At 41.8% G+C, this 23,719-nt stretch carries 24 protein-coding genes; 3 read left to right on the top strand and 21 right to left on the bottom strand.

The features are described 5' to 3' along the window. Positions 1-23: 23 nt before the first annotated feature. The gene (locus KHB02_RS06335) at positions 24-1,277 is read left to right on the top strand and encodes a GGDEF domain-containing protein (protein ID WP_213147677.1); all 1,254 of its coding nucleotides are present in this window, start codon (positions 24-26) and stop codon (positions 1,275-1,277) included. Between the two features lie 116 nt (positions 1,278-1,393). On the opposite strand, the gene KHB02_RS06330 is transcribed toward KHB02_RS06335, so the two are convergent. Both KHB02_RS06330 and KHB02_RS06325 read right to left on the bottom strand, forming a co-directional pair. Further along, the gene (locus KHB02_RS06330; RefSeq protein ID WP_213147678.1) at positions 1,394-1,987 is read right to left on the bottom strand and encodes a biotin transporter BioY; all 594 of its coding nucleotides are present in this window, start codon (positions 1,985-1,987) and stop codon (positions 1,394-1,396) included. A 154-nt stretch (positions 1,988-2,141) separates the two neighbouring features. Continuing rightward, entirely contained in the window at positions 2,142-3,443 is a 1,302-nt protein-coding gene (locus tag KHB02_RS06325; RefSeq protein ID WP_213147679.1) for a S8 family peptidase, read from the bottom strand. 281 nt (positions 3,444-3,724) lie between these two features. On the opposite strand from KHB02_RS06325, the gene KHB02_RS06320 reads away from it, so the two are divergent. Both KHB02_RS06320 and KHB02_RS06315 read left to right on the top strand, forming a co-directional pair. After that, positions 3,725-4,237, top strand: coding sequence for a DinB family protein (locus tag KHB02_RS06320; RefSeq protein WP_213147680.1), 513 nt, complete (start codon positions 3,725-3,727; stop codon positions 4,235-4,237). Between the two features lie 106 nt (positions 4,238-4,343). Then, positions 4,344-4,880 carry a ribonuclease H-like YkuK family protein gene (locus KHB02_RS06315; protein WP_213147820.1) on the top strand — a complete coding sequence of 179 codons (537 nt, stop codon included), beginning with the start codon at positions 4,344-4,346 and terminating at the stop codon, positions 4,878-4,880. Between the two features lie 232 nt (positions 4,881-5,112). Here KHB02_RS06315 and KHB02_RS06310 read toward each other — a convergent pair whose 3' ends face one another. From KHB02_RS06310 to KHB02_RS06220, 19 genes are all read right to left on the bottom strand, one after another. After that, entirely contained in the window at positions 5,113-6,126 is a 1,014-nt protein-coding gene (locus KHB02_RS06310; RefSeq protein WP_213147681.1) for a DUF418 domain-containing protein, read from the bottom strand. A 106-nt stretch (positions 6,127-6,232) separates the two neighbouring features. Then, positions 6,233-6,352 carry a histidine phosphatase family protein gene (locus tag KHB02_RS06305; RefSeq protein ID WP_213147682.1) on the bottom strand — a complete coding sequence of 40 codons (120 nt, stop codon included), beginning with the start codon at positions 6,350-6,352 and terminating at the stop codon, positions 6,233-6,235. Between the two features lie 128 nt (positions 6,353-6,480). Beyond that, positions 6,481-7,488, bottom strand: coding sequence for a DUF3231 family protein (locus KHB02_RS06300; RefSeq protein ID WP_213147683.1), 1,008 nt, complete (start codon positions 7,486-7,488; stop codon positions 6,481-6,483). A gap of 119 nt (positions 7,489-7,607) precedes the next feature. After that, positions 7,608-9,125, bottom strand: coding sequence for an acetyl-CoA hydrolase/transferase family protein (locus KHB02_RS06295; RefSeq protein WP_420848068.1), 1,518 nt, complete (start codon positions 9,123-9,125; stop codon positions 7,608-7,610). A gap of 130 nt (positions 9,126-9,255) precedes the next feature. After that, positions 9,256-9,900 carry a LytTR family DNA-binding domain-containing protein gene (locus tag KHB02_RS06290; RefSeq protein WP_213147684.1) on the bottom strand — a complete coding sequence of 215 codons (645 nt, stop codon included), beginning with the start codon at positions 9,898-9,900 and terminating at the stop codon, positions 9,256-9,258. Between the two features lie 67 nt (positions 9,901-9,967). Beyond that, positions 9,968-10,468, bottom strand: a complete 501-nt coding sequence (locus KHB02_RS06285; protein ID WP_213147685.1) for a hypothetical protein — start codon at positions 10,466-10,468, stop codon at positions 9,968-9,970. A gap of 44 nt (positions 10,469-10,512) precedes the next feature. Then, a complete protein-coding gene (locus tag KHB02_RS06280) occupies positions 10,513-11,121 on the bottom strand; it encodes an SAM-dependent methyltransferase (protein WP_213147686.1) in 609 nt (202 codons plus the stop codon). A 5-nt stretch (positions 11,122-11,126) separates the two neighbouring features. Continuing rightward, entirely contained in the window at positions 11,127-12,503 is a 1,377-nt protein-coding gene (locus KHB02_RS06275) for an RsmB/NOP family class I SAM-dependent RNA methyltransferase (protein WP_213147687.1), read from the bottom strand. A gap of 99 nt (positions 12,504-12,602) precedes the next feature. Next, entirely contained in the window at positions 12,603-13,424 is an 822-nt protein-coding gene (locus KHB02_RS06270) for an MBL fold metallo-hydrolase (protein ID WP_213147688.1), read from the bottom strand. Between the two features lie 113 nt (positions 13,425-13,537). Next, entirely contained in the window at positions 13,538-14,095 is a 558-nt protein-coding gene (locus KHB02_RS06265) for a hypothetical protein (protein WP_213147689.1), read from the bottom strand. 3 nt (positions 14,096-14,098) lie between these two features. Further along, entirely contained in the window at positions 14,099-14,731 is a 633-nt protein-coding gene (locus tag KHB02_RS06260) for an SCO family protein (RefSeq protein ID WP_213147690.1), read from the bottom strand. Between the two features lie 163 nt (positions 14,732-14,894). After that, the gene (locus tag KHB02_RS06255; RefSeq protein ID WP_213147691.1) at positions 14,895-16,574 is read right to left on the bottom strand and encodes a cbb3-type cytochrome c oxidase subunit I; all 1,680 of its coding nucleotides are present in this window, start codon (positions 16,572-16,574) and stop codon (positions 14,895-14,897) included. 15 nt (positions 16,575-16,589) lie between these two features. Then, positions 16,590-17,057, bottom strand: a complete 468-nt coding sequence (locus tag KHB02_RS06250; protein WP_213147692.1) for a cytochrome c oxidase subunit II — start codon at positions 17,055-17,057, stop codon at positions 16,590-16,592. Between the two features lie 11 nt (positions 17,058-17,068). Then, positions 17,069-17,218 carry a hypothetical protein gene (locus KHB02_RS06245; protein ID WP_213120851.1) on the bottom strand — a complete coding sequence of 50 codons (150 nt, stop codon included), beginning with the start codon at positions 17,216-17,218 and terminating at the stop codon, positions 17,069-17,071. Positions 17,219-17,570: 352 nt separating this feature from the next. Continuing rightward, positions 17,571-18,506, bottom strand: a complete 936-nt coding sequence (cyoE, locus tag KHB02_RS06240; protein ID WP_213147693.1) for a heme o synthase — start codon at positions 18,504-18,506, stop codon at positions 17,571-17,573. Positions 18,507-18,666: 160 nt separating this feature from the next. Further along, entirely contained in the window at positions 18,667-19,455 is a 789-nt protein-coding gene (locus KHB02_RS06235) for an enoyl-CoA hydratase/isomerase family protein (RefSeq protein WP_213147694.1), read from the bottom strand. 118 nt (positions 19,456-19,573) lie between these two features. Continuing rightward, positions 19,574-21,649, bottom strand: a complete 2,076-nt coding sequence (locus tag KHB02_RS06230) for a DUF4179 domain-containing protein (RefSeq protein ID WP_213147695.1) — start codon at positions 21,647-21,649, stop codon at positions 19,574-19,576. A 13-nt stretch (positions 21,650-21,662) separates the two neighbouring features. Beyond that, positions 21,663-22,127: a phage tail protein gene (locus tag KHB02_RS06225; RefSeq protein WP_213147696.1), complete on the bottom strand. Its 465-nt coding sequence runs from the start codon at positions 22,125-22,127 to the stop codon at positions 21,663-21,665. 260 nt (positions 22,128-22,387) lie between these two features. Further along, entirely contained in the window at positions 22,388-23,719 is a 1,332-nt protein-coding gene (locus KHB02_RS06220; RefSeq protein WP_213147697.1) for an amidohydrolase, read from the bottom strand.

The raw sequence follows: 23,719 nt of genomic DNA, 5'->3' as shown, positions 1-23,719 counted from the left end.
ACCTGTTGGAAGGACTGACAATCATGCATAAAGCCAAGCTTTACGAGATTTCCTTATTTACCGCTGCTCTTTTGGCAGCTTTAAGTTCTTCCGGTATTTTAGTGGACCATTCCATTTTTTTTAAAATATTAATTGTATACTGGTTCTTCTCCATTCTTTACTTCCGCCTTCGGGTGTTCTTTAAAAATGGCAATACCAATATTGAGTATGGGATTAGCTACGACCTATCCTTTGTCCTATTTGCCGGGCCGCTCGGCTTATTTATATTTGAGACGATTTACCGTTTTTCTGTTTATATTTATCGGAAATGGACAAAAAAAGCAGACCCGACCGAGTTTTTTGATGCCTTTTATAATACCGGAACCTTTGTGATCACTAACTCGGCAGCCTACCTGTTATTTCATTACCTCCATGAAAGCTTTCAAGCCATTCCCTTTGGGTATTGGATTCTAATCTTTCTAATTGTTTGCATTACCTCTTACCTTTCCGGTACCACGATGGTCATCCTGTTTCTATTTTTGGGTGAAAAAATATCCTTTAAGAAGGCCATCGATTTTATTTTTAAAGACATCAGCATGCTGGATTATGGGAAAGTTTCCATATCAAACGGCCTTCTTTTCCATTTCCTTCAGGATCAAAAGTGGGAAATGTTAATCATTGTCTTTATTTTGAATTACATCGTCAGCCATTCCTTCTATTTAAAATCGCAAAACATTCAAACGAAATTGGAGCGTGACCAATTCGAGCAAATGGCCTATACAGACTTTTTGACAGGGGCCTTCAACCGGACCTTTATGGACAAAAAATTGGCCGAGCTCAGTCGATCTAATGAAAATATCGGGATTGTCGTAACCGATATTGATAAATTCAAAGGAATAAACGATAGCTATAACCACGCTGTGGGTGATAAAGTCATTCAGCAGTTTGCCGCCACTTTAAAGAGTTATCTTGGACCGGAGGATTATCTGTTTAGGAGCGGCGGAGAGGAATTTACACTTTGCCTCCGAAATCGGAATTTCCAACAAACCGTTGATTTGGTTAACGATATTCGCAATGGGATTGAAAAAGGGTCAGTAAATGCGGAATACAACGGGGAAAACATTCTGATTTTTTATACCGCATCTTTCGGACTTTACTACTATAAGGTTAATGAATATGTATCAATGGAAAAGGCCTATATCCTTGCCGACGAATTAATGTTCGAATCCAAGCAGCTCGGAAAAAACCATGTATCCTTTCTAAACGGTCTTATAAACAAAGAAGCGGCAGTAACCTAACAATAGGTACTGCCGCTTCTTTGTTTTGGTGTGGTGCCATTTTTGGTGACAGGCAACACAAAAGACATTTGTCCACATGGGGTGGACATTTCAAGATGCCCGCTTAGTCTTTTACCTTAGGATGCCCGCTTCAGGTTTTTGAATTGTCCCTTAGAGAGGACGGTTTTTTCTAGACGGTGGGCCATGATGCCGGCAAATACGGACAGGATGATATCTTTCGGAAGCGGCGGTACCATCCATAACCAGGCCATTTTATAGGTGAAGCCTTCCGGCGCTGCAGCCCAAAGCTTGTAGGCATAATACATCCAGTTGGTTCCAAACAGGTAATTGACCGTCATTCCAATTAAAGCCGCTATAATAAAAGCAGGCAGGCTTTTTTTCTTTTCGACGATTTTCCCAATGATAAAAGCTGCAAAAATATAAGAAATAATAAAGCCGAAGGTTGGACGAAGGATTATTCCGAGTCCTCCAAAAAAGCCGGCAAAAACAGGTACTCCGATCATGCCAACTAACGTATAAACAATCATCGCAATGGCTCCCAATCTGCTTCCTAAAATTAACCCTGCTAAAATAGCAAAAAAGGTCTGCAGCGTGATTGGTACTCCGCCAACCTGCAAAAATGGTGCAATCGTCGTAATGTTTGCCCCGACCGCCATCAGGGCCACGAACATCCCGACAAGCGTGATGTCCAGCGCTCTTAACTTTCTCATTTTCTCCCCACCCTAAATTAAATTCTGATATCTGATAGTTTAAAAATAATGGGCGGGTGGTTATTTGTCAACCAAAATATGATTTAAGTTAACAAAAATAACTGATTTCTACCATAATTAATGAGATATCTCCCTATTCCGCTTTATTGGCTCACTACGGAATTGATCTATCCGCATTAATATAGCCTTCGCCGTAAATCGCGTTCTCGCGGTCCTTCCATAAATCTGTGTTATTCTTCAATAGATCTTTCACTTGCTGCGGTGTTGCTCCAGGCACGCGTTGTTTAATCAATGCACATATACCCGCACAAATAGGTGTTGCCATGGAAGTACCTGATAAAACAAAGTAATCATTATCTACCCTTGCAGATTTTTGCAGCTTGTCTAAATAGGAATTAGGGGATCTTAGTGAAATGATATTCACCCCTGGCGCTAAAATATCCGGCTTATTTAGCTCATCTTTAACATCCTTTGCCCCTCTGCTGGAAAAGCTGGCCACATCGTCATCGCCACGGCCTACTGTATTTTTATCATCAAGAGCCCCAACGGTAATTACTTTTTGACTAATACCAGGACTTGCGATGGTTCCATAATTTGGACCTTCATTCCCAGCTGCCACTACCACGACAATCCCTGCTGCCCAGGCCTTTTCAACCGCCTTAACCATTAGATCTTCACCCGGCTGAGCTGTGCTACCTAATGACATGCTGATGATATCAATTTTCTCAGGCGGATTACCGGCATTGTAATTAATGCACCAATCCACCCCTTCCATGACGGTATCCAAGGACCCCGAGCCCAATTTATCCAACACCTTTACGCCAATCAGATGAGCTCCTGGGGCTGGTCCTGCATAGGGACCATTGGCAGCCGCATCACCAGCACAGTGCGTGCCATGGCCATTATCATCATAAGGGTCTATTTCATTATTGACGAGGTCAACAAAGCCTTTAATTCTATCCCCTAGATCCTTGTGTGGATAAATGCCAGTGTCGATAATCGCGATTGTTACTCCTTCCCCTGTTAGTACAGTGTTATTTCTTTTGATATTTTTGGCATTAGCAGCAGGGACAGCAATATCAAGCAAAGCCTTCACTTCCCTGTTTAAATAAACCTTTTTGACATGATGGCAGCTTGACAGGATCCCTTCTAACCCATTTGGCGTCAAGTCTGCACTATGGCAGGAAACACTTGATAAACTTCGTTTCATGCTATTTCGGGCATGCTGTTTCATTACTTCGGATACCTGATGGCAGCCTTTTTCAAAACAGCCTTCCTCAAATTCAATAATAACGGACATTTTGCGGCCCCATTTAAGGAATCCCTCGAAATGTTTATGCAAAAAGCATGGTGTCCATGTAAACGGCTTGTACAGGTTTAAAACTTCTTCCCGCAAATGTCTGTCCAATTTATGGGCATGAGTACGCACCATTTGAACCATTGAATAACCAAACAATTATTTTCTCACCCTTTCATAGCTTTTTAAATAAGTTATGAAACTTTAAAAAAATGGTAACGGTACTTGTCCAATTTTCAAGTAAATAGACGTACCTTTAAGGTTTCTGAAAAATAACCGTTTGTTTTGTAAGGGTGTCAGGCACCGTTCGTGGACATTGTCCACCTCAGGAGGACAAATTCTCACCATTGTTGATTGGCTTAAAAAGGAATATTTGGCTTGGGGGCGAATATAAAACATAGTGGGACATATTTTGTTAGTCCAATTTAGGGGGAATGTTTATGATAGAATTGGAGGCTCTACGCGAAAGGCTGGCAGAGGCTCGCCAGCAGTTGATGAACGAGATCCAAACGCTCAGTTTTGCAGATTTAAACAAATTACCCGGAGAAAATTCCTGGAGTGTTGCTCAAGTCTGCCACCATCTTTATTTAGCTGAAAAGTCCTTTACTAGTGCGCTACTTTATGGCCTTAACTCCGAAAAGAGTAAAAAGGCAGAAGCAAAACCGTTACACCTATATTTATTAGACCGTTCCAAGAAAGTAGATGCCCCGAGTATCGTTGCCCCTTCAGCGGAGTCTATCGAGCTGGAGGAAATTCTCAATTTGCTAGATGAATCAAGAACATTTTTACTCGAGGTTATGGATGGAATAAAGGACGAAACCATTCTGACAGAGAAATCTGCTAAACATCCTCTTTTTGGTTATCTGCCTCTTTACCAATGGATTGAAAACGTCTATTTGCACGATCAACGGCATATTGAGCAAATAAAGGAAATTAAATCTGAAATTCTCTAAAGCCCATCCTTAGAATCATTTCAATCGCTGCACGCCAATCCTTACTTTTCCATAAGCTAGAGTAATAACATCAAAGAATTGAAGGGAAAGATGTGGTGGATTCATGATGGTAAATCCCAGGCCTGCAGGCCATACATTTAAAAATCTTCAAGAGAGCAAAATGGCATTTGAACAGGTTTTCGAGCGAATAACTGAATTTATGAAGTGTGATCCACGCGGGAATTACCGCTTAATGGTGGGAACGGATTCTCAGGTTCACAGGTCACATACCATTTTCATTACCGGCATTGTCATTCAAAATATGGGGAATGGCGTATGGGCGTGTATTAAAAAGGTGATTGTTCCAAGAAAAATGACTCAGCTGCACGAGCGGATTTCACTGGAATTATCATTAACGGAGGAAGTCGTCTCCCTGTTTACAGAGGAAAAGAAAAATGAATTAATCAATATTGTTCTGCCTAATGTCTATCAAGGGGCTACTTTTACGATAGAGGGCCATATCGACATCGGGGCGGGAATTAGAAACAAAACGAGTGAGTTTGTGAAAGAAATGGTCATGAGAATGGAATCCATGGGCGTAGAACCAAAAATAAAACCTGATGCCTTCGTCGCCTCAAGCTATGCCAACCGTTATACAAAATAATGCTGCAAACAGCAAAAAAGTGTCCACCCCTGGTGGACAAATTGCCCATTTGTCCACGAGCGGTGCCTGACACCTTTTTTAAATATGTTCCAATTCCACTTTTACTGTTTTGCCATGGCCGATTTGACTTTCGATTTTCATGGTGGCTGGTGTTCTTAGATAGTTTTATTGCTGACAGATAGGCCAAGCCCGATTCCTTTGTCCTTTGTGGCATAGAATGGGGTTCCGAGGGTCAGGCCCCCGGCGCTTTAGTGCGTCGCCGCATTGGCGGAAGCTTCATATAGGTGATTGCCCGCCAAATCCATTCGAGCGGGCCGTATTGGAAGAATCGCAGCCAAATGACACTAAATGTCATTTGAATAACGTAAATAGCCAGACATATATAAAGAGTTTCTATGTAAGAAACCCTTCCGAACAGGTTAAAGGTATAGCCTGCCAGATAGATAAACATAGTTTGCAATAGATAATTCGTCAGTGCCATCCTTCCGTAGCTTTTTAAAGGTGACAGCAGCTTTTGGATAATCTGAATCTGCAGCAACAGCACTAAAAGACCGGTATAAAAAGCCGAAACAATCGGACCTATTGTTATGCCAATATTAATAAACCTCGATGCCTCTCTTCCAAATAATACACCCTCGGATAAAACCAGTGCATATTGGTATTGATAAAGCAGTCCTATTGCGCTTAACCCGAACATAATCACAGTGAAAACGGCAACCTGCTTTATCCTTTTGGACACAACCTCAAACAAACCGAACTGACCTGCTGCAATCCCTAACAGCATAACCGGAATAACCATTAAAATTTTTATGGCGGAAATGCCAATAATGACTAACAAACCAATCCCTATGATGAGATTAACCGCTTTATTAATCTTATAAAAAGGCAAAAGTATCAATCCACAGGCTGCATAAACGGTTAATGCCTCTCCCGGATGAAACTGTACATGAATCAAGCCAAAGAGGAATAGTACAGCAATTCGTCTCAAGAATAAGACATATCCGTTCTTGCCCTTTGCGTTGGCCCGTGTAATAAAAATATAGAATCCGACGCCAAACAAAAAGGTGAAAATGGTATAAAACCGGCCTTCCACTAATAAATATAAAAATCGCCAATAGGAAGCGTCCAATGAGTGAGGCGCGGGGGTTTTAGCAGACAGCAATGGTCCAATATTCACTAGAATGATTCCCAACAAAGCAAAACCGCGCAAATAATCAATTACATCAATTCGTTTATTTAACTCCATTGTACTCTCCTTAAATTGGTCCCTGACACCAGATCATTCTACTCCCACACACGCTTAATACTGACATTCTGATTGCAAAAGGTCAAAAGGTAGACATCTGGGTTACTTAGGTCGCCAAAAATTCAGCCAATTCCTTCGCCTGCTTTCGCCCCTTCTCTGTTAACTGCGCACCCTTTAGCTGTCCCTCCGCCTCACAATGCCTAATCACGTACACCTTTTTTTCCATTAAACATCCCCCCTTAAAAACAAACACTTCTTTTATTTCGCCGCTCTCCTGATATCTCCTCCATATAAAAAAGGGAAATAACCAGTCACCAGGTTGATTCCCTTTTTTCAATCATTTATTTTCATCATTTATTCCTTTTTAGCCAATTTATCATGATCTTCAAATTGTGGCGGCTGTTCCATCCATCTTCTTTCAATCATTAAATTCAAACCATCCTCGCCAAACGTTCCCGTTTTGGCGATAAAGCCGGTGTACATGGCACTTATGTCCCTGCGCATTGTCGCTGATAACGCAGTGCCATAGGCTGCAATGCCTAGATTAGAAAGAATCCCCACGATATATATCATTAATTGATCCGAAAATGGTGCAACTGTTGAGTCGGTTACACTTGTATCCCACGACATCGCCGCTGGGACATCACTTTCTATTAACACATCATGGATGGAACTTAGGATATGCTTGCAGACGTGTTTTCCTCGGAGAAAGTACTCTCTAACCTCCTGGTCTTGGGCTACCTGAGAAAATCCAGCACAAATTGCCCTTCCAACTTCATTCTGAATGGCATTGACCATTAAATGGGTTACTTCAATACCTAACAGAGGACGCCTTCTGCCAAACCACCCAGTTAAAAAACTTTCTTTATTTACAAAGTCAATTTTAGTTGGATAGTTCATATATGGCATTCTTACAAAAATCCCTTTTTCTTGCATACAATTTACAACCTTATTATAGAGATAAGAAACATCATCAAATAGCCCTTTAAACAATATCCGAACATCTTCCCGAGCCGCAAGAATCATTCCAGCAGTATGAGAGGTAATCCCAAACATTGCAATATGAAGGATCGAATGGATATAAAACATATCGGAAAAAAGTTTTGGTGCGCGGGGGATGACATGCTTCTCCACCTTGAAGCCTTCAGGTATAGCAATTTTCTCTGCATTAAATAAATCTTCTATCAGCTTCAAATGTTTTTTGGCACAATGTTGACACTCTTCAAGAAGAGCAAGAATTTCAGGGTCATTACATGTTTCTTCAAAGTGTGTTGATAGGCAGTTTGCCACACCGATGTTTATATATGAAGACCATAACGAGGATATTTCACTACTAGTTAGCTTGATCACATTTTTATTCATTTTTTATCCCTCCATCATCTAAATTCCCCCAAACTTCAATTAGATATGTTTTTTCAAACAAAAAACTAAAGGTGAGCCCTAGAATACATGGCTCACCTTTAGCTTTTCTATATAATATTTTAGACCGTTTCCAGTACAGGCTGCAGCATGGTACCATTCGCAGCGAAATTGGTATGCCAGGAAAATGCTTTTTCCAATACATGAGGGGTTTGTCCGCCTCTTGTGAGAGCTTCCTGGTAATATTCGCGCAGCTGCTGACGGTACATTGGATGAGCGCAGCGCTCGATGATCAATTCTACTCGCTGCCTCGGTGCAAGTCCCCGTAAGTCTGCATACCCCTGTTCCGTCACAATGACATCGACATCATGCTCGGTATGGTCGACGTGGGAAACGAAAGGGACGATGCTTGATATCTTACCGCCCTTAGCGATGGATTTCGTTACAAAAATCGCAAGGCGGGCATTGCGAGCGAAATCCCCGGAACCGCCGATTCCGTTCATCATCTTTGTTCCAAGTACATGAGTGGAGTTGACATTGCCGTAAATGTCTAATTCCAGCGCGGTGTTAATGGAAATTAATCCAAGACGGCGGATAATTTCCGGATGATTGGAAATCTCCTGCGGCCGCATGATAAGCAGATCGCGGTATTTTTCAAAATTGCCATAAACCTCTTTCATCTTCTGCTCTGACAATGTAATCGAGCAGCATGAAGCATACTTAACCTTCCCAGCATCAATTAAATCAAACACGGCATCCTGCAATACTTCAGAGTATACTTCAAGGTCTTCAAACTCTGAATCCAAGAGGCCATGAAGAACTGCATTCGCAACCGAACCAATCCCTGACTGAAGCGGCGCAAGCCGGTTTGTGAGACGGCCCGTTTGCACTTCGGTACGTAAGAAATCAATTAAATGGTTGGCCATGATGACCGTTTCCTCGTCTGGAGGAACAATCGTTGAAGGTGAGTCTAGCTGGTTGGTAAACACAATCCCTCTTACCTTATCAATATCAACCGGTATTCCAATCGTTCCGATTCGGTCTTTTACCCCCGTCAATGGAATCGGTCCGCGCTCTCCCTGCTTCCCAGGCTCATATAAATCATGCAAGCCTTCCAGGTTCACCTGATGGGCCAAATTGATCTCAATAATAATCGATTTTGCATTCAGGGCAAACGATAGAGAATTGCCCACTGAAGTGGTCGGAATCACCATTCCATCCTCAGTAACTGAGAACGCTTCCAATATAGCGTAATCGACAGGATCCATTACACCAGCGCGAACTAGTTCCGAAGTGTGTGATAAATGCTGATCTACAAACAACATCTCACCGTTATTGATTTTTCCGCGCATCGTCGGGTCTGCTTGGAAAGGCAGCCTTTTCCCAATAATTCCAGCCTCTGCAAACAGCTTGTCAACGTCTGAGCCCAATGATGCTCCCGTATAAACATTTACCTTAAACGATTCATGCTCGGCACGTTTCACCAATGCAAAGGGAACCGCTTTCACATCACCGGCACGTGTAAAGCCGCTTAATCCCAGCGTCATACCGTCTTGAATCCAAGATGCTGCCTCTTCTGGTGACACTACACGGTCCCAAAGTCGTGAATCTTTAATCCGTTCGTATCTGCTATCCAACATTTCATCCCACTCCCCAATGGAATTTTATTTTAATTGTAACCGATAAAGGTTTTCAGTCAGAGAAATTGGGGACTAGTTACGAAATTTTCGGATAAAACAGAAAATCTACTGACTAAAGCAGAATTTTTTTCTAAAATCCTAACAATCTACGAAAATAGCTCGAATAAGATTGGCTGACCTGCACCCTGTCGCCATTTTTCATCGTTAAAATAAAGGTTGAATGGGTGTCAGGGTGGATCTCCTTTATATGATTGACATTCACAAGAAACGAGCGGTGGCAGCGGATAAAGTTATCCTTTGGCAGCAGAAATTCAAATTCCTGCAGCGAATATTTATGGGTGCCGCTATGCTCCTCGGCGTAAACAAAGGTCTTCTTTTCCTTAGCCTCGAGGTAGATCACCTGTGAAAACGGAACTGGAATCCAGCCATCTTCTGATTTAATGGTGACGACTAACTTGCCGCTTGTCAGTGACGGAAATATTGCTGTCACACAGCCTTCAATGTTCCCATCATGAAAAAATGGCACAGCCATCCCGTGGTATGGTATCCCAAAAACGTCACGGTCGATAAACTCCGAAACCTTCTGCCCAGTATTCACTGCCTTATAGGCAATCGTGCCATCCTTCAAAGGATCGCCACTCCGAATCTTCAAATCAATCCGCTTGCTCGGCCGGTAATAAATATACTCACTAGTGTTGGAAACCGCAATCGAAATCTCATCCGAAAACAACTCACTAATTACATCTAACAGCGAAACAACCGTAATACTCTCCATTCAAAATCACCTCCAAATTAGGTCAGGCACCGTCCGAGGACACTTCAGCTAATTTCAATACCTTTTATTATACTGGAATAAACATATGGACCAAGAATATGACTAGAAATATCATCGCGGCGGTGAGGTGGAACCTGCGGCGGAATCCGGATGCCTTTTTGTGCCTTAGCCAGCCCGCAAACAACACGACTGCCAGCGTCACCATTGCCAATACGCCGCTCCATAATTTTACATGTCCCCAGCCAAGGAGTGGGGCAATCGCATATAAATTGATCGCAGCATGGCCAATAATCGTTGACGTACCCAATACCGCAATCGGGATATGCCATTTCATAAAATAGCGTGAAAACTTGGCAAGCCGGATTTTCACCTTTCGTATCGACGTCTTCCGAATCACTAAAAAGATGAAATACATATTGATATTGACTATAAACAATAGCATTGCCAACTGAGCCAAGAGTTGCGCCAGAACTACTAGTGAATTATCATGAGGACTGAATAACCAAATATAGACGATAGAAATCAAGGCTAAACATCCATTTAAAAAAATCCATAAACGGTGGTACAACCATATCCCTCCCGGTGAATCCTAACGCTGCCCGTACAGTTTCTCTAATATCCCAGCCTATAAATTAAAAATCGCTCGTTTTGATTATGACGATAAACATACGGCAACTTTACTTCCTCCTGCAGTTCAAGGGCCGTTTGGTTTTCCAGAAAATAGATATAATCCTCAGATGGGTAATATAAAATCACATCAATTTCCCGCGGGTGTTCTTCCAGTGAAACTAAGATATTATTAATAACCTTTTGAAAGACCTGAACCGAAAACGGATTGAAAAAATAAAACCGATTATCCCGAGGAGCTACCGGATATTCTTCAGCCAGGCAGCAACGAAACTCAACTTTGCCGCTGCGATTCTTTGTTTTTCTAATATAACTTTCGTGATTTGCCAAAGCTGCCTGAAACAGCCCCTCATCCATTTCAACTCCAACCACTGATGCATGAAAAAAATAGTCGATATAAAAGTTCAGCCGCCCCCGTCCGCAGCCAAAGTCCACAACCCGGTCGTCCGGTTTCAGCTCATAGGTTTTAAATAATTCTTCCAGCCCGCTATAGGGAGTTGGCTCATAGCGGTGGTAATGCATGGACTGGTGAAATCCCTGCTGCTCCGCTCTTGTCTTTATATTTAATAGCTTATCATAATAATGTTCTTTCATGTCTATCAGCCCATCCCCGTCCATCTTAACCCTTTTGGGAAATGGTTTTTCAAAATATGATCTGACAGCTTGCCCCAGCCAATGGAATAGCCGTCTACCTCCAACAAGTACCAGCCTTTCGGGCCTTCTGCCGCCAAAGACTCTCCTTTCAAATAAGCGAGCATTTCTCGGGAATCCTTATTGAGATTCCATTTATGCTTCACTTGTTCCCCGGTTAAACCTAAAGCGAAGGCATGTGACGGCTCAAAGCGGTTCTTTTTAATCGTTCCCAGATGCCATCCTGGCCGGACTACCTTCAAACTTTCCAATGACAGCATCTCTTTCGGCAGCAAGTACAACTGCTCGCCAAATAAAAGAAATTCCCCTTTTGGCGTCTCAAGTAAAGTCTCCTCCGCAAACTGATAATAGCTTTTTAAAACTTTCTGGTCGGACAAAGTTTTGGCGTACTTCAGCCTGCCGCCCGCCTCGTCACCATCCGTTTTTCTTAGAACGGCCATGTAGTGGCCCTCACCCTGTAATTGATGCGGCCAAATCCTGACCGTCTTTCTAAGATCAGAAGCACCATCCGAAATCCAGTCAGGTCTGCCCTTTCCAAAGCCCTCATAAACCTGAACGTCCTCTATCTCAAAGGTAGGGTTATCTTTTAAAAAATTACTAATGACACCTTCATTTTCTTCAGGTGAAAATGTACAGGTCGAGTAAACGATCCTGCCCCCCGGGCGAAGCATCGTCCCAGCGTGTCTGAGAATATCAAACTGCCGAGCGGCACATACCGCTACATTCTCAGGACTCCATTCAGTACAGGCATCAGGGTCCTTGCGAAACATTCCCTCTCCAGAGCACGGTGCATCGACCATAATCCGGTCAAAATAACCCGGAAACCGCTGGGCCAGTCTCGCCGGGGTTTCATTGGTTACAACGGCGTTCCTAATCCCCATCCGCTCCACATTTTGCGAAAGAATTTTGGCACGTGCAGGGTGGATTTCGTTCGTGAGCAAAAATCCCTGCTGCTGCATCTTACCCGCAATATGAGTGGTTTTCCCACCAGGCGCTGCACATAAATCCAAGACACGCTCACCCGGTTGCGGGTCAACTAGCTCCCCTGCTGCCATCGCGCTTGGCTCCTGAATATAGTACAAGCCCGCCTCATGAAACGGGTGCTTCCCGGGCCGGTCCTCTGTTCCATAGAAAAATCCCTCTTTCACCCATGGAATTTTTTCCAGATTAAAAGGGCTGACTTTTTTAAATTCCTCAACTGAGATTTTTAAAGGGTTTACCCGAAACCCTTGCGCTCTATTCTCGTGATAACTTTTTACAAAATCCTCATATTCCTCATCTAAAAGGCCCTTCATTTTTTCGAGAAAATCCTTTGGCAACTCCATGTTGATCACCCATCTGCTGATTAAAATAATGTTTACGATAAATTTACCACTTTTTTTTAAAAAATAAAACGGCAGTTCCCCGTTTCCGGGTTACTGCCGTTAATCTTGTGATCCACTTTTAATAACATCTTTTAGAAAATCCGCGACTATTGAAGAAACGATATGAATCGAGTCCCATTCCCCGCCCGAAACAGTAATAAGCGGGTATTTTTTTGGAAACAGCTTTTCATTAATCTCTGCTACAGAAAGCCCGCTTCTATAAAGATGCTCCACTTCCCCGCTAAGATTCTCGAGATTGTCTAATTTTTGCTTCAGCGTATCTTTTCCATTCGGTATGTAACCTGCATGGGCGCAAAACATCGAACCAAAATCATAATTTAATAGAGTCCGTAACGAATCCATAATGACTGGAATCGATTCGCTCGACATAATCACCTTTGTTTTGGGAGCAACAAATAAATCTCCGGAAAAAAGCCGTCCAGTTTCCATATCTAGAAGCGCAACATGGTCATCGGCATGGCCCGGGGTGTAAATCACTTTCCAAGTTGATTTGTGCGATTGAATTGATTCTCCCAGCGGCAATGCCTGAAACTCCCTTCGTACCCCCCAGGTAATTTGGCGGTATTTCGGATAAGGAGCAAACTCCGCACAAACGCCGACCCCTTTTGGATGGACATAAATTGGAATATCGCGATTCTCCTGAATCCACGGTGCGGTTCCGGAATGATCCTCGTGGCTGTGGGTTAAAACAGCCTTATCAAATGAATGTTCTTTATAGAAAGAAATAAAATCCTCTTCAAGGGATTGAGGACCCGTATCAACTAACATGCCGTCTACTAAATAGGCAAAAATTTTGCGGCCAAACCTTTCCACGGTCCCCTCGACACAGACAACATCCTCTTTTGAGCACACTTCAATCATTATTAAATCACCTCTTTATCTTCCAGTCATCTACTTCTACACTGCCATTAAACATCCCTCTTTATTTGCCTAAAAACAGCCGCCCGGAATCACTCCAAGCGGCTGCATTTCTATTATTCATATTTCGTCCGGTCCGTAAAGGTAATATATATCAAGTATATAACTATACAAATTGCCGTAGTCAAGAAGCCCCAGCCTAGCGTGATTTGCTCGATAACCAAGTAGTTATTGCATAACTGGACAGGCGCATCAATATAAAGCCAGCCCACCACCAGGAACAAAATGGTGAAGAAGATGAAAAAAATATTTTTACCAAGAGAATTTAACTTTTTCCAGCTGTCCCTCAAGGGAATTCCAGCTAAAAGTGATAAACTCAAAAACTTAAATACCTCTACGCTTTGTTCAGTTAAAGCATCATCCATCGAACGCGGCAGAGTCCAGAAGCCTATAATTATGACAAACAATAAAATTCCCGGAACGCCATTCCCGTTCCATTTTTCAAAAAATCTCGGAAAGCGGTCCATAAAAAGTCGTGCCATCAGGAATCCCGCAAACACCACCATTGGCATTTGCATATGCATATGGATAATCATCACGGATTCCATAAAATGAGCAATAGGCGGAATAGCTAGGGCAATAAGTAACAATAATCCATATATAAATTGTTGCATTGATTATTCCCCCGCTTCCTGATTCAGAATCTTGACAACCTTATCGGATGCCTCATCTATTTTTTTATAGTCCATCACATCTTGAAGAATGCCTTTTGGGTCCACTAAATAAAATGCTGAATTATGCGTGAAATTCCCGTATCCGTCAGGAATGACAGTCACTCCAAATTCTTTTAGCAATGCATCCAATTCATTCTTGTCCGGAACCCTTGCCATCCGCCAGGTTTCCCCATCACTTTTAAAATAAGTGCGGTATTTTTCCAGCGTCTGTGGAGTGTCTCTGGATGGGTCAAAGCTAATGCTTAAAAATACAATATCTTTTCCCAAATATTTTTTTGGAATCTGCTCGTAAACCTTTGACATGTTCATTTCTAACTGTGGACAGACAGATGTACAAGACGTATAAAGAAAGGTAATAAATACGTACTTCCCTTTGAATTCAGAAATGGAATACTCCCGTTGCTTACTGTCCTCCAACGTTATTTTAGGAAATTTCGGCTTCTCGTCCAGCAGCCTGTTCACCCTGGCCGTTTCCGCCGTAAAGGCCCGAAACCCGTCTGTACCTGTATAAAATAAAACAAATCCAAACACAAATACGACTAATAGTGAAATTACCTGATGCCGATTTTTGATCATAACGACCACTTCCCAAACCTATTTTTAAAAAAGTTCTCTCTCTTTTAGCAGAAAGAGATAGCCCAGCAAACGAGCTATCTCTTTTGTTATCAATTCTGTCCAGCTTCAGCGCCTAGGGGCTCGGGGTCATAAGCCCCTGTGCAAGGCGCTTCCGCTTTTCTAATTACCAAGTTTTGAATCCAGGTGATCCTGGAGGTGCATTAACAATAAATTCTGTTATTGGAACGACATATGCCATTGCAACGACTAACAGCATAACCACAATCCATAGTCCCCAGCGCTCTGTCCAATAAGGAGTTGGAGAGGCATTTTCTTCTGCTTCCGCAATTGGGAATTCTGTTTCTCCTTTTGGTGCAAAGAACATCATATTAATTACCGCATACACTTGAAGAATAACACCGATGATTAACAAAGTACCACCGACAGCCATTGCCATCATATATGGGCTCCAGCCTAACGCTGTTGCATGATCGCCATATGTTGTAAATGAAGTTCTTCGTGGTGAGCCAAATAATCCGACTGTGTGCATGGCACCTGACATAAAGATCATGCCGATTGTCCAGATCCAAGTTTGGATAACACCTAATTTATTGATTTGTGGTGTTAGAACACGTCCTGAAATATATGGAACTAACCAATAACTAATCCCAAAGAATGCCAATGCGACCGTCACACCAAGTGTTAAGTGGAAGTGACCGACAATCCACATCGTGTTATGAACAACTGTGTCCAATTGGTTTGTTGTTTGCGCAATACCACCGGCACCCGCTGGAGCAAAGGAAGCCATACTGATAAATAGCGCTAGGAAACGAACATCGCCCCATGGCATTTTTTTATACCAGCCGATTAGTCCTTTTCCGCCTTGCTTTCTTGCAGTCTTTTCAAATACTGCAAACATTGCCCAAGCGGTCATTAATGATGGGAAACCAATTGCTAAACTCATAAATACGTGCATCATTTTAACTGGTAAAGAAATTCCTGGGTCAATGATTTGGTGATGGAATCCACCGGTAATGTTCATGATTACCAAAGCGATAATAACGACGCGGGTTAATGTGTCGCTCCAGCGTCTGCCGCCGATTAATTTCGGTGCAATGACATACCATGCAGAAGTAGCTGTTAAATACCAGATATTTACGAGCGTATGTCCAAAGGCCCAGAATAATGTACGAGAAACCATAACATTAACGGTCTTAACCCAGCCTAAAGACCAAGGAATTAGATATAAAACTTCGATTGCTACAGGAATAAGTGCAAAAAACATTAGAACGTTAATACCAGTTGCAAAGTAAGAGAAGATTGGAACATGCTTTCCTTTATTATTTTTCCGCCAATTGGCTACTTGGATAAATGCGCCAACGTTGCACAGCCACATACCCACTGCGAAGAATACCAACCCGATATAAAACATTGGGTGTGCTTTTAAAGGAGGATAGAATGTGTACATTACTGATGCTTCATTCATGAGGATTGGAATAACAACCAATACCGCGCCAATAATCTTGGATGCAAACGCAGTCCAGACAATCTTTCTAACCTTTGGAAGAAGCCCTCCCAGTTCATGTGAAAGACCTGCATACAGATAGCCGAATGTAAAGAAAGTAGTGAAGGCAAGAAGCATGAACACACCGTGCATCGTAAGAACCTGATAATAGTTTAACCACGATGGCAGTTCTAGAAGACCGGCACGGTTTAATCCTTGCGCTAACCCTAAAAATCCACCAACTAACAAGATGACAAATGATACAAATAAATATGTTTTCGAAATTTTTGCGTCTGCTTTATTAACACCTAGTAATTTAGTTGCTTTTGTTTTATACGTTTGATTTATTGCTGTTTCCATTAGCCTTTCCCCCCTTTACTTAACCGTAATTGTCGTGCTCATCATTTGGTGACCGGCACCGCAATATTCGTTACATAACACTAAATAACTTCCCGGTTTATCAAACTTTTGGGTAACTCTTGAGATATAACCTGGTGTTACCATTGCGTTAGCGTTAGTTTCGGCAATTTCAAAACCGTGGACAACATCTTTTGAAGTTAAGATAAAATGTACTGTTGATCCAGCTGGAACTTCAATATTTCCAGGATTAAAGCTAAATACTTGCAATGTCATGACTACTTCGTATTCATGATCGCCAATCTGTTTAATTCCAGGCTTATCAAAAGGCGCTGTTTGATCTACTTTTTGCGAATCGATTGTTTGGACATTACTTGGCGGTGCCATTCCTTCAGCAACAGCCTGATAGCCCGTGATTAACATGAAAATCATCATTATACCGAAGCTTAATGCCAGCCATATTTTTTCATCAAGATGCATTTTCATTTCTTTCCCCCCTATACTCTAGTCATATAAAGCCCATATAAAGTTAAATAAGTAACGAGAATAACGACGCCAACCACACCTACGGAAATCCATGTACCTTTTAACGGTTCTTCGTGCTGCTTGCCTGGCTTATTATTGCGATTTGCTTTTGCAGATGCCATTTGTGAATCCCCCTTTTGATTTATTCTGTTTTCTTACTTCTATCATAGTTAGGAACGATTCTCAGCGAAGTGAACTGCGTCACATTTCATAAGTGATTTTGGTCGTAAGAAAAAAGGGAATATTATTGTACTTTTTGTCCAAAATCCGAATGTTTATGAAAAAGAGTACGGAAAATAGCTGTATTTCCACTGTTTTTAACTTGTTAATCGAATAATTTTTATTGTGGAATAGAAAAAAATGGCGGGAAAAGGGGAAGAAATCAAAAATGACAAATTTGTGAATTAAAGTAAAATCATCTTAAAAAAACAAAAAAGCCGCCCTTATTTTTCATAAGGACAGCTGCTAAATAGCCTATTTAAATATTGGCAATGTTACCACAATCATCATAAGAAACAGGATGGTGATATAGTTTACGGAGTACAGAAAATTAATCTGGGCCCATTTCAGGTCATCTTTTGTAAAAAATCCGCTGATGCTGACAATTAGCCAGCCAAGGTTCATCACTGTCGCAATGACAACAAAGGTAAGCCCAAGCGATCCTAGATAAAACGGCAATGGCAATAGGCAGGCGATATAGACCACCATCTGCCGCTTCGTCATTTCAAACCCATGTACCACAGGCAGCATCGCTACCTTCGCCGCACGATATTCCTCGCACTTCTTCATCGCGATGGCAAAGGTATGCGGCATTTGGAAAACAAAGATAATCAGAAATAACATAATCGGAACAATATGAGTCCCTGACTCAATTGCCGTCCAGCCAATTAGCGGGGTAACAGCACCTGAAACGGCACCAATCACGGTGTTAAGTGTATACCTCCGTTTGGACCACATTGTATATAAGATGACATAAGTAAACCAGCCTACGAAGGCATAAATCACTGCCTCCCATCTTGTAAAAGACAAAAGAATGAAGCCTAGTACTGTGAGGACAATTCCTATCGTTAATACTACTTTTAGAGGAATATGCCCTGTTACGGTCGGCCGATGCTTCGTTCTATCCATGACAGTATCGATGTCAACATCATACCAGTTATTGATGACAAGTGCTCCGCCCATGACCAGCGTACTGCCGATGATGGTCAGCAAAAATACATTCAAGTAATCAGAAAAAGAGGCGCCGGTAAAATAAAGGGCCAGCCAAAACCCAGTAAATACTGGCAGAACATTGGCTATTAAGACAGGTCCTTTAAAAAGAGCTTTTATATCAGCCATAAGGCCGGAACGATTATTTGAAATAGCAGCACTTTTGCCTTTCAGTGCGGAAGGTATTCCATTTTGACTCATCCTTACAACCTCCCCAAAAAGTGGTTATTACTATCTACAACTTAAGTACATGATTCCATATTACCATACTTTATCATGGAACACTCTTGTAGAAAAATTGGCAAAAAAAAAGACGGGGGATGGCCCCCGAAACTTAATTATTCTTTAAATTTACTTATTACTACTCTCCCCGGAAAACAGGTTTCCGTTTCTCGGCAAAAGCTTTTACCCCTTCTTGGACGTCTTTTGTTCCAAAACAAACTTTAATTGAAGCTAATTCTTGTTTTAGAATTGTTGTAAGATCCGTGTCAGGGCTTGCGGCGAGCAATCTTTTGGAAAGTGTCAGCGCAACAGGCGGTCCTTCCGCTAACTCCTTAGCAAAATTCATAACCCTATCTTGGAATTCTTCATCTGGGAATATTCCATTAACCAAACCAATCCGTTCTGCTTCTTCAGGATAGATATCGCGACCCGTATATATCAACTCCGTTGCTTTTCCCTGTCCTACCAAACGTGGTAAGAAATAGGTCATTCCCGCATCCGGATTAAGACCGCGGCGAATGTATCCAGCAGTTACCCTTGCACCAGCAGACATAAAGCGCAGATCACAGGCAAGAGCCAGAGCGAGTCCTGCACCAGCTGCAATTCCGTTAATCGCGGCGATGACAGGTTTATCACAATGAACGATTCCTAACGCCTGATGACCAACCCAGCCCAGGTTATCTAATGTTTTATGACGAGAATCAGCGGATTTATCTCTCTTCGCAAACTCAGTCAGGTCAAGACCTGCACAAAAACCTTTTCCGCTCCCGGTTATCACAATGACACGGACTTCATCGTCAGCAGATGCCTCTGAAATAGCCTGAATAATCTCAGCACTAAGTTTATCATTGACAGCATTGAGACGCTCTGGCCTGTTTAGTGTTAAGGTGCGAACCCCATTCTGCGTTTCTACTAAAATATGTTCCATTTTACTCCTCCTATTCTATTAATTTAAATTTTCTGATTAATAAAAACATAGCATATCCAAGATGGTTTGTACATGCGAGTTACTTATTTTGGAAAAATATAATCACCTATGATTTATGTTAGTCCAACGAAATCTTCACAACATCATCCAAATATTTCGTAGTGCTATACCCATAAATCTCCAGTCTTTTAGGGATCACTTTGTCATCAGCGTTGTTACTGTGTAATCTTATTCTTTGAACGGTAAAAAAATTGCGAGGCTGTTCGATTTCTTCATATGGTATATGAATTTTACTCATATCGTATTCTACTCCGTCTTTATCAACGAGCACTCCTTCTGAATCCATCTCCATTGAACTAATTTCATTTTCATCCTCACCCACAATATTGAAGTTAAGCGACTCATATGCCCGATTCTTAATTTCATGATTGCTTATGATAACATTGGTAGGCTGTCCAACTTCCACCTGGTCGATAGAGATTGTACTGCCTGCATACTCAAAAGTTTGAGGATATTCCTTAGCAGCGTCCAGTTCAATGGTTTTGTGGTCTTCAAACGTTAAAAGAACAGATTTGAATTGAACGCTGATCTTTTTAGGCTTTTCTCCAAAAAGAGAGTCAAAATGTGTTTGAAAAGTAGTCCAATTCATGTCTTGCTGTATATCCAAAAATTTGCTGCCATACATATCAGCTTTCATTTTTTTATCGTTCACTTCTAGATTGTCAAAATTAAGAAAATCCACCCGTTTCTCTGTCTGTTCATTATTAATAGCATATTGCAGAATCGTTGCTGTTGGAGCAATCGTTAGTTTATCAAATCGAATTGGGATCCCGTCGATGTCAGTCTCTTCATTCAACGCATATTCGATAGATGGCTGTTTTGTTACAGGAATCTCGAAGTTCCACTCCCCCGCTTTATTCTCCATGTTCCCGTAAGGCCTAAAACTATTCTGGTCAGAGGCATCACGAATCAATTTCTGAAGCTTGGTGATCTTGAGTTTGATTGTCCCGTTATCCGTTGTGAGTGGCAGCAGACTAATCTTTCCATGATACACATTCTTTTCTCTATTATTTTCAGCCGATTTAAGGTCAGGAGGATAGTACCTTGGATATGTATCACGGCTCATGATGTCTTGTTCGTTCTCTACAAAAAAACCTTCATTATAATCCATTACATATTGATTGTCTTCTTCTGTATCTTCTATTTCATAAAGGATAAGCGTCTGAACATCATCAGCAATCGCGCTCTTGATCTTAATTTTCACCCCCGCGCTTTCCGCTTCCAGGTTCAGCCTTTCACCCAGGCCCTGTTGCAGAAAGGCACGCAACTCTTGATCTTCTTCTGTCCATGTGTAGTAAAGGTTGGTAAAAGATCCTGTAAAAACTTCTATACCCATTAATAATGCTAAAACACTTGCAAAAACAAGGCCCACTCTTTTACGTTTGTTATTCTTCTGTTGTCTTTGCTTTTCCCTTTCTGCCAGCCTAGCTTTGACGTTCTCCATGAAATCAGATGGCACACGGAAATCCTTCATCCTTTCAGTAAGATTTACCATAGTTAACATGACATCCTGAAAGGGACCCAAATCCTTCTGACAGTCTTGACAATGATAAATATGCACCTCGAAATCAATCTTTTCCGACCGATCCATGGTTCTTTCCAAGTAATCGATATAATTCTTTTGGTACTCCTTACAACCATTAAAGGATGACCCGTACCCCATTTCTTTTCTAACTGACTGGATACCGGAAAACAGAAGCTCTTTCAGCTTTTCCATTGAAACTTGGAGAAGATGTGCCGTTTCCTCCTTAGAGATTCCTTTTACATATGTAAGGGCCACCGCTACTTTCTCATCCTCTTTCAACCGATCAAGTGCTTTAAATAAATCCTTATGTTGTTCACTTTCCTCTGAGTCTTGTAAACTTCTATCTTTAGAAAGTTCTCGGCAGTTATGTATAAAAATAGATGTAACCCCCGTTTCGTATGTTGTTTCACTTTTAAAACGAGGTAATTCCTTGTGCACTTTTATAATAGACCGGTAAAAAAGCTCTTCCATTTGCTGCTGAGTCCTAAGATAAGACCAGCCCAGAGTATAGAACGATTGTTTATGTTGGTCAAACCAATCAACGATGGACTCGAGGCTTTTTTCCCTTATTGGAGTGATAGATAAAGGATCTATTTTTGCTGGGATCATAAACGTGTTCCCCCTAATATTCACCTTTAATTACAAAAAACGAGCCACGAATTGTTCCAGCTAGTTTAGACTTCTGCCTAGCAAACTTAAACTTCCCTTCTAACTCCTCTGGTACCTCCATCCCCTCAGAAAGCTTAAAACCAACAGCCCGCTTCTTAGGATTATCAACTGTATACAGGACGTTGACCGAAAGACCATCCTCATAAAAGACATAAGTCCAATCGATATTTTCCACTTGAAAACGCGACGTCTCTAAAGGTTTAGCGGCAAACTCAATATCACGTTCTTCTTTCAAAATTCGGTTCACATAATCAAGGGTCTCCCCGCTTTCGCTAGCTGGTACGACCGTAAATTCATGCTTGTATTTGTTCATAAAGTAACGGGCTTCATTAGCACGTAAACCAGCAAGCGCTTCTGCTACCGGTGAGGACTCTAAACCCACTGTAGACACATTTTTAAAATCAACGATATAGGACATTTTCATCTCTCCTTTAATCTCTTATTTCCTAACAACAGGATACCACATTTCACCAAAAACTAATCCGTTTCACTGCCATATCTCAACCTTTTTGAATTAATCATAACCGGTGAAATTTAGTTAGAAATAGAAAAAAGGCAACTCCCCAGGTTAGTTGCCTTTCTTTAAAATGAGTTGCGCCCCACATTCTACATGTGTCGACCACTGATTGTAGATACGTTTGATAATGCAGCAAGGGGAGTTACCAACCAACTCTAATCCTATTTTCCCTCCATTGCTTTTAGTGCCTTTCTTTTAAATCCACATTCCTCCATGGCTGAAGTAAGCTCTGCTCTTAATTTCATTAGATCAAAATTTACTAATTGTTTTTCTGCCACAACTTGCTTTCCATCGATGAATACATCTCTTACATTTCCGGCATTTGCAGAGTACACCAAAACACTATACGGATCAAAAATAGGAAACATATTGACTGAATCAACTTCTACCAGAATGAAGTCAGCTTGTTTCCCTGCCTCGATAGAGCCAATTTGCTCCTTCATACCTAAAACCTTCGCTCCCCCGATCGTCGCTAACTTCACAATCTCTTCCGCTGGGAAGGCACCGCGATCCTGTAAAATAGTTTTATGGAAATTCGCAAACAAGCGCATTTGGCTGAATAAATCGAGCGTATTCCCACTGCTTGGGCCATCTGTTCCCAACCCAACTGTCACACCCGCAGACAATAAATCCTGGACACGGGCCACACCTTTAGCCGATTTTGTATTGGCGCCGATACAATGAGCAACCTTTACATCATACCGCTTCAGCAATTCAATATCATGATCAGACAAATGAATACAGTGGGCAGCTACCAGCCTTGAGCTTAGCACACCGATCTCTTCTAAAAATTCAATCGGCGTTTGATTGCGTTCTTTACGATACTTCTCCATTTCAAAATCCATTTCACTGACATGCATCATCCACGGCACATTGTACCTTTGAGACAAAGCATCCGCTTGCTGGAGCACTTCAATGGTGTTCGTGTAAGGGGCATGCGGTGCTACCGTTGCCCGAATCCTGATATTTCCATGCCATCTTGGCAGAAACCCTTCGGCGTATTGCAAGCCGCCCATTGGCACCGGCACATCGACCGTTACGGAGTCAATGACTGTTTCAGCCAAAAGGCCGCGGCTATGCATTTCTTCTGCGGCTTCTGCCAATTGCTGCTCAAAATAATACATATCAAAGAAGGTTGTTACACCTGCAAGCTGCATTTCGGCAATCGCATATTTTCCGCTCGTATAGGCAAGCTGTTCATTCATACATTCATTTTCTAACGGAAATAAGAAACGGCGCAGCCGGTCATGATAGTCATCACCTAAGGAACGAAACGGAATCATCCCGATATGAGTATGCGTATTGACCATACCCGGCAGTAAAATCGCCCCTCTGGCATCAAAACCTTGGTCGAAAGCCAGCCCCTTTGGCAGTAAATTCATTGGACCAACCTCTATAATTTTACCATCGTCTACTACTAAATAGCCGTCTTGAAACTGCTCCATCTTTTCATTCATTGTTAATATCCAAGCGTTTTTAATAACTATCTTCAA

The organism is Neobacillus citreus, from assembly GCF_018343545.2.
Taxonomy (GTDB): domain Bacteria; phylum Bacillota; class Bacilli; order Bacillales; family Cytobacillaceae; genus Neobacillus; species Neobacillus citreus.
The sequence above is the reverse complement of the archived record's forward strand: the minus strand, read 5'-3'. Positions and strand labels throughout refer to the sequence as shown.

What these genes read in the sequence shown, in the direction of transcription:
- KHB02_RS06310 (WP_213147681.1), bottom strand. Translation starts at nt 6,126, where the DNA reads ATGGAGTTAAATAAACGAATTGATGTAATTGATTATTTGCGCGGTTTT.
- KHB02_RS06225 (WP_213147696.1), bottom strand. Translation starts at nt 22,127, where the DNA reads ATGTCCTATATCGTTGATTTTAAAAATGTGTCTACAGTGGGTTTAGAG.
- KHB02_RS06335 (WP_213147677.1), top strand. Translation starts at nt 24, where the DNA reads ATGCATAAAGCCAAGCTTTACGAGATTTCCTTATTTACCGCTGCTCTT.
- KHB02_RS06290 (WP_213147684.1), bottom strand. Translation starts at nt 9,900, where the DNA reads ATGGAGAGTATTACGGTTGTTTCGCTGTTAGATGTAATTAGTGAGTTG.
- KHB02_RS06265 (WP_213147689.1), bottom strand. Translation starts at nt 14,095, where the DNA reads ATGCAACAATTTATATATGGATTATTGTTACTTATTGCCCTAGCTATT.
- KHB02_RS06315 (WP_213147820.1), top strand. Translation starts at nt 4,344, where the DNA reads ATGGTAAATCCCAGGCCTGCAGGCCATACATTTAAAAATCTTCAAGAG.
- KHB02_RS06275 (WP_213147687.1), bottom strand. Translation starts at nt 12,503, where the DNA reads ATGGAGTTGCCAAAGGATTTTCTCGAAAAAATGAAGGGCCTTTTAGAT.
- KHB02_RS06280 (WP_213147686.1), bottom strand. Translation starts at nt 11,121, where the DNA reads ATGAAAGAACATTATTATGATAAGCTATTAAATATAAAGACAAGAGCG.
- KHB02_RS06250 (WP_213147692.1), bottom strand. Translation starts at nt 17,057, where the DNA reads ATGAAAATGCATCTTGATGAAAAAATATGGCTGGCATTAAGCTTCGGT.
- KHB02_RS06260 (WP_213147690.1), bottom strand. Translation starts at nt 14,731, where the DNA reads ATGATCAAAAATCGGCATCAGGTAATTTCACTATTAGTCGTATTTGTG.
- KHB02_RS06330 (WP_213147678.1), bottom strand. Translation starts at nt 1,987, where the DNA reads ATGAGAAAGTTAAGAGCGCTGGACATCACGCTTGTCGGGATGTTCGTG.
- KHB02_RS06255 (WP_213147691.1), bottom strand. Translation starts at nt 16,574, where the DNA reads ATGGAAACAGCAATAAATCAAACGTATAAAACAAAAGCAACTAAATTA.
- KHB02_RS06320 (WP_213147680.1), top strand. Translation starts at nt 3,725, where the DNA reads ATGATAGAATTGGAGGCTCTACGCGAAAGGCTGGCAGAGGCTCGCCAG.
- KHB02_RS06245 (WP_213120851.1), bottom strand. Translation starts at nt 17,218, where the DNA reads ATGGCATCTGCAAAAGCAAATCGCAATAATAAGCCAGGCAAGCAGCAC.
- KHB02_RS06230 (WP_213147695.1), bottom strand. Translation starts at nt 21,649, where the DNA reads ATGATCCCAGCAAAAATAGATCCTTTATCTATCACTCCAATAAGGGAA.
- KHB02_RS06295 (WP_420848068.1), bottom strand. Translation starts at nt 9,125, where the DNA reads ATGTTGGATAGCAGATACGAACGGATTAAAGATTCACGACTTTGGGAC.
- KHB02_RS06235 (WP_213147694.1), bottom strand. Translation starts at nt 19,455, where the DNA reads ATGGAACATATTTTAGTAGAAACGCAGAATGGGGTTCGCACCTTAACA.
- KHB02_RS06305 (WP_213147682.1), bottom strand. Translation starts at nt 6,352, where the DNA reads ATGGAAAAAAAGGTGTACGTGATTAGGCATTGTGAGGCGGAGGGACAG.
- cyoE (WP_213147693.1), bottom strand. Translation starts at nt 18,506, where the DNA reads ATGAGTCAAAATGGAATACCTTCCGCACTGAAAGGCAAAAGTGCTGCT.
- KHB02_RS06300 (WP_213147683.1), bottom strand. Translation starts at nt 7,488, where the DNA reads ATGAATAAAAATGTGATCAAGCTAACTAGTAGTGAAATATCCTCGTTA.
- KHB02_RS06270 (WP_213147688.1), bottom strand. Translation starts at nt 13,424, where the DNA reads ATGATTGAAGTGTGCTCAAAAGAGGATGTTGTCTGTGTCGAGGGGACC.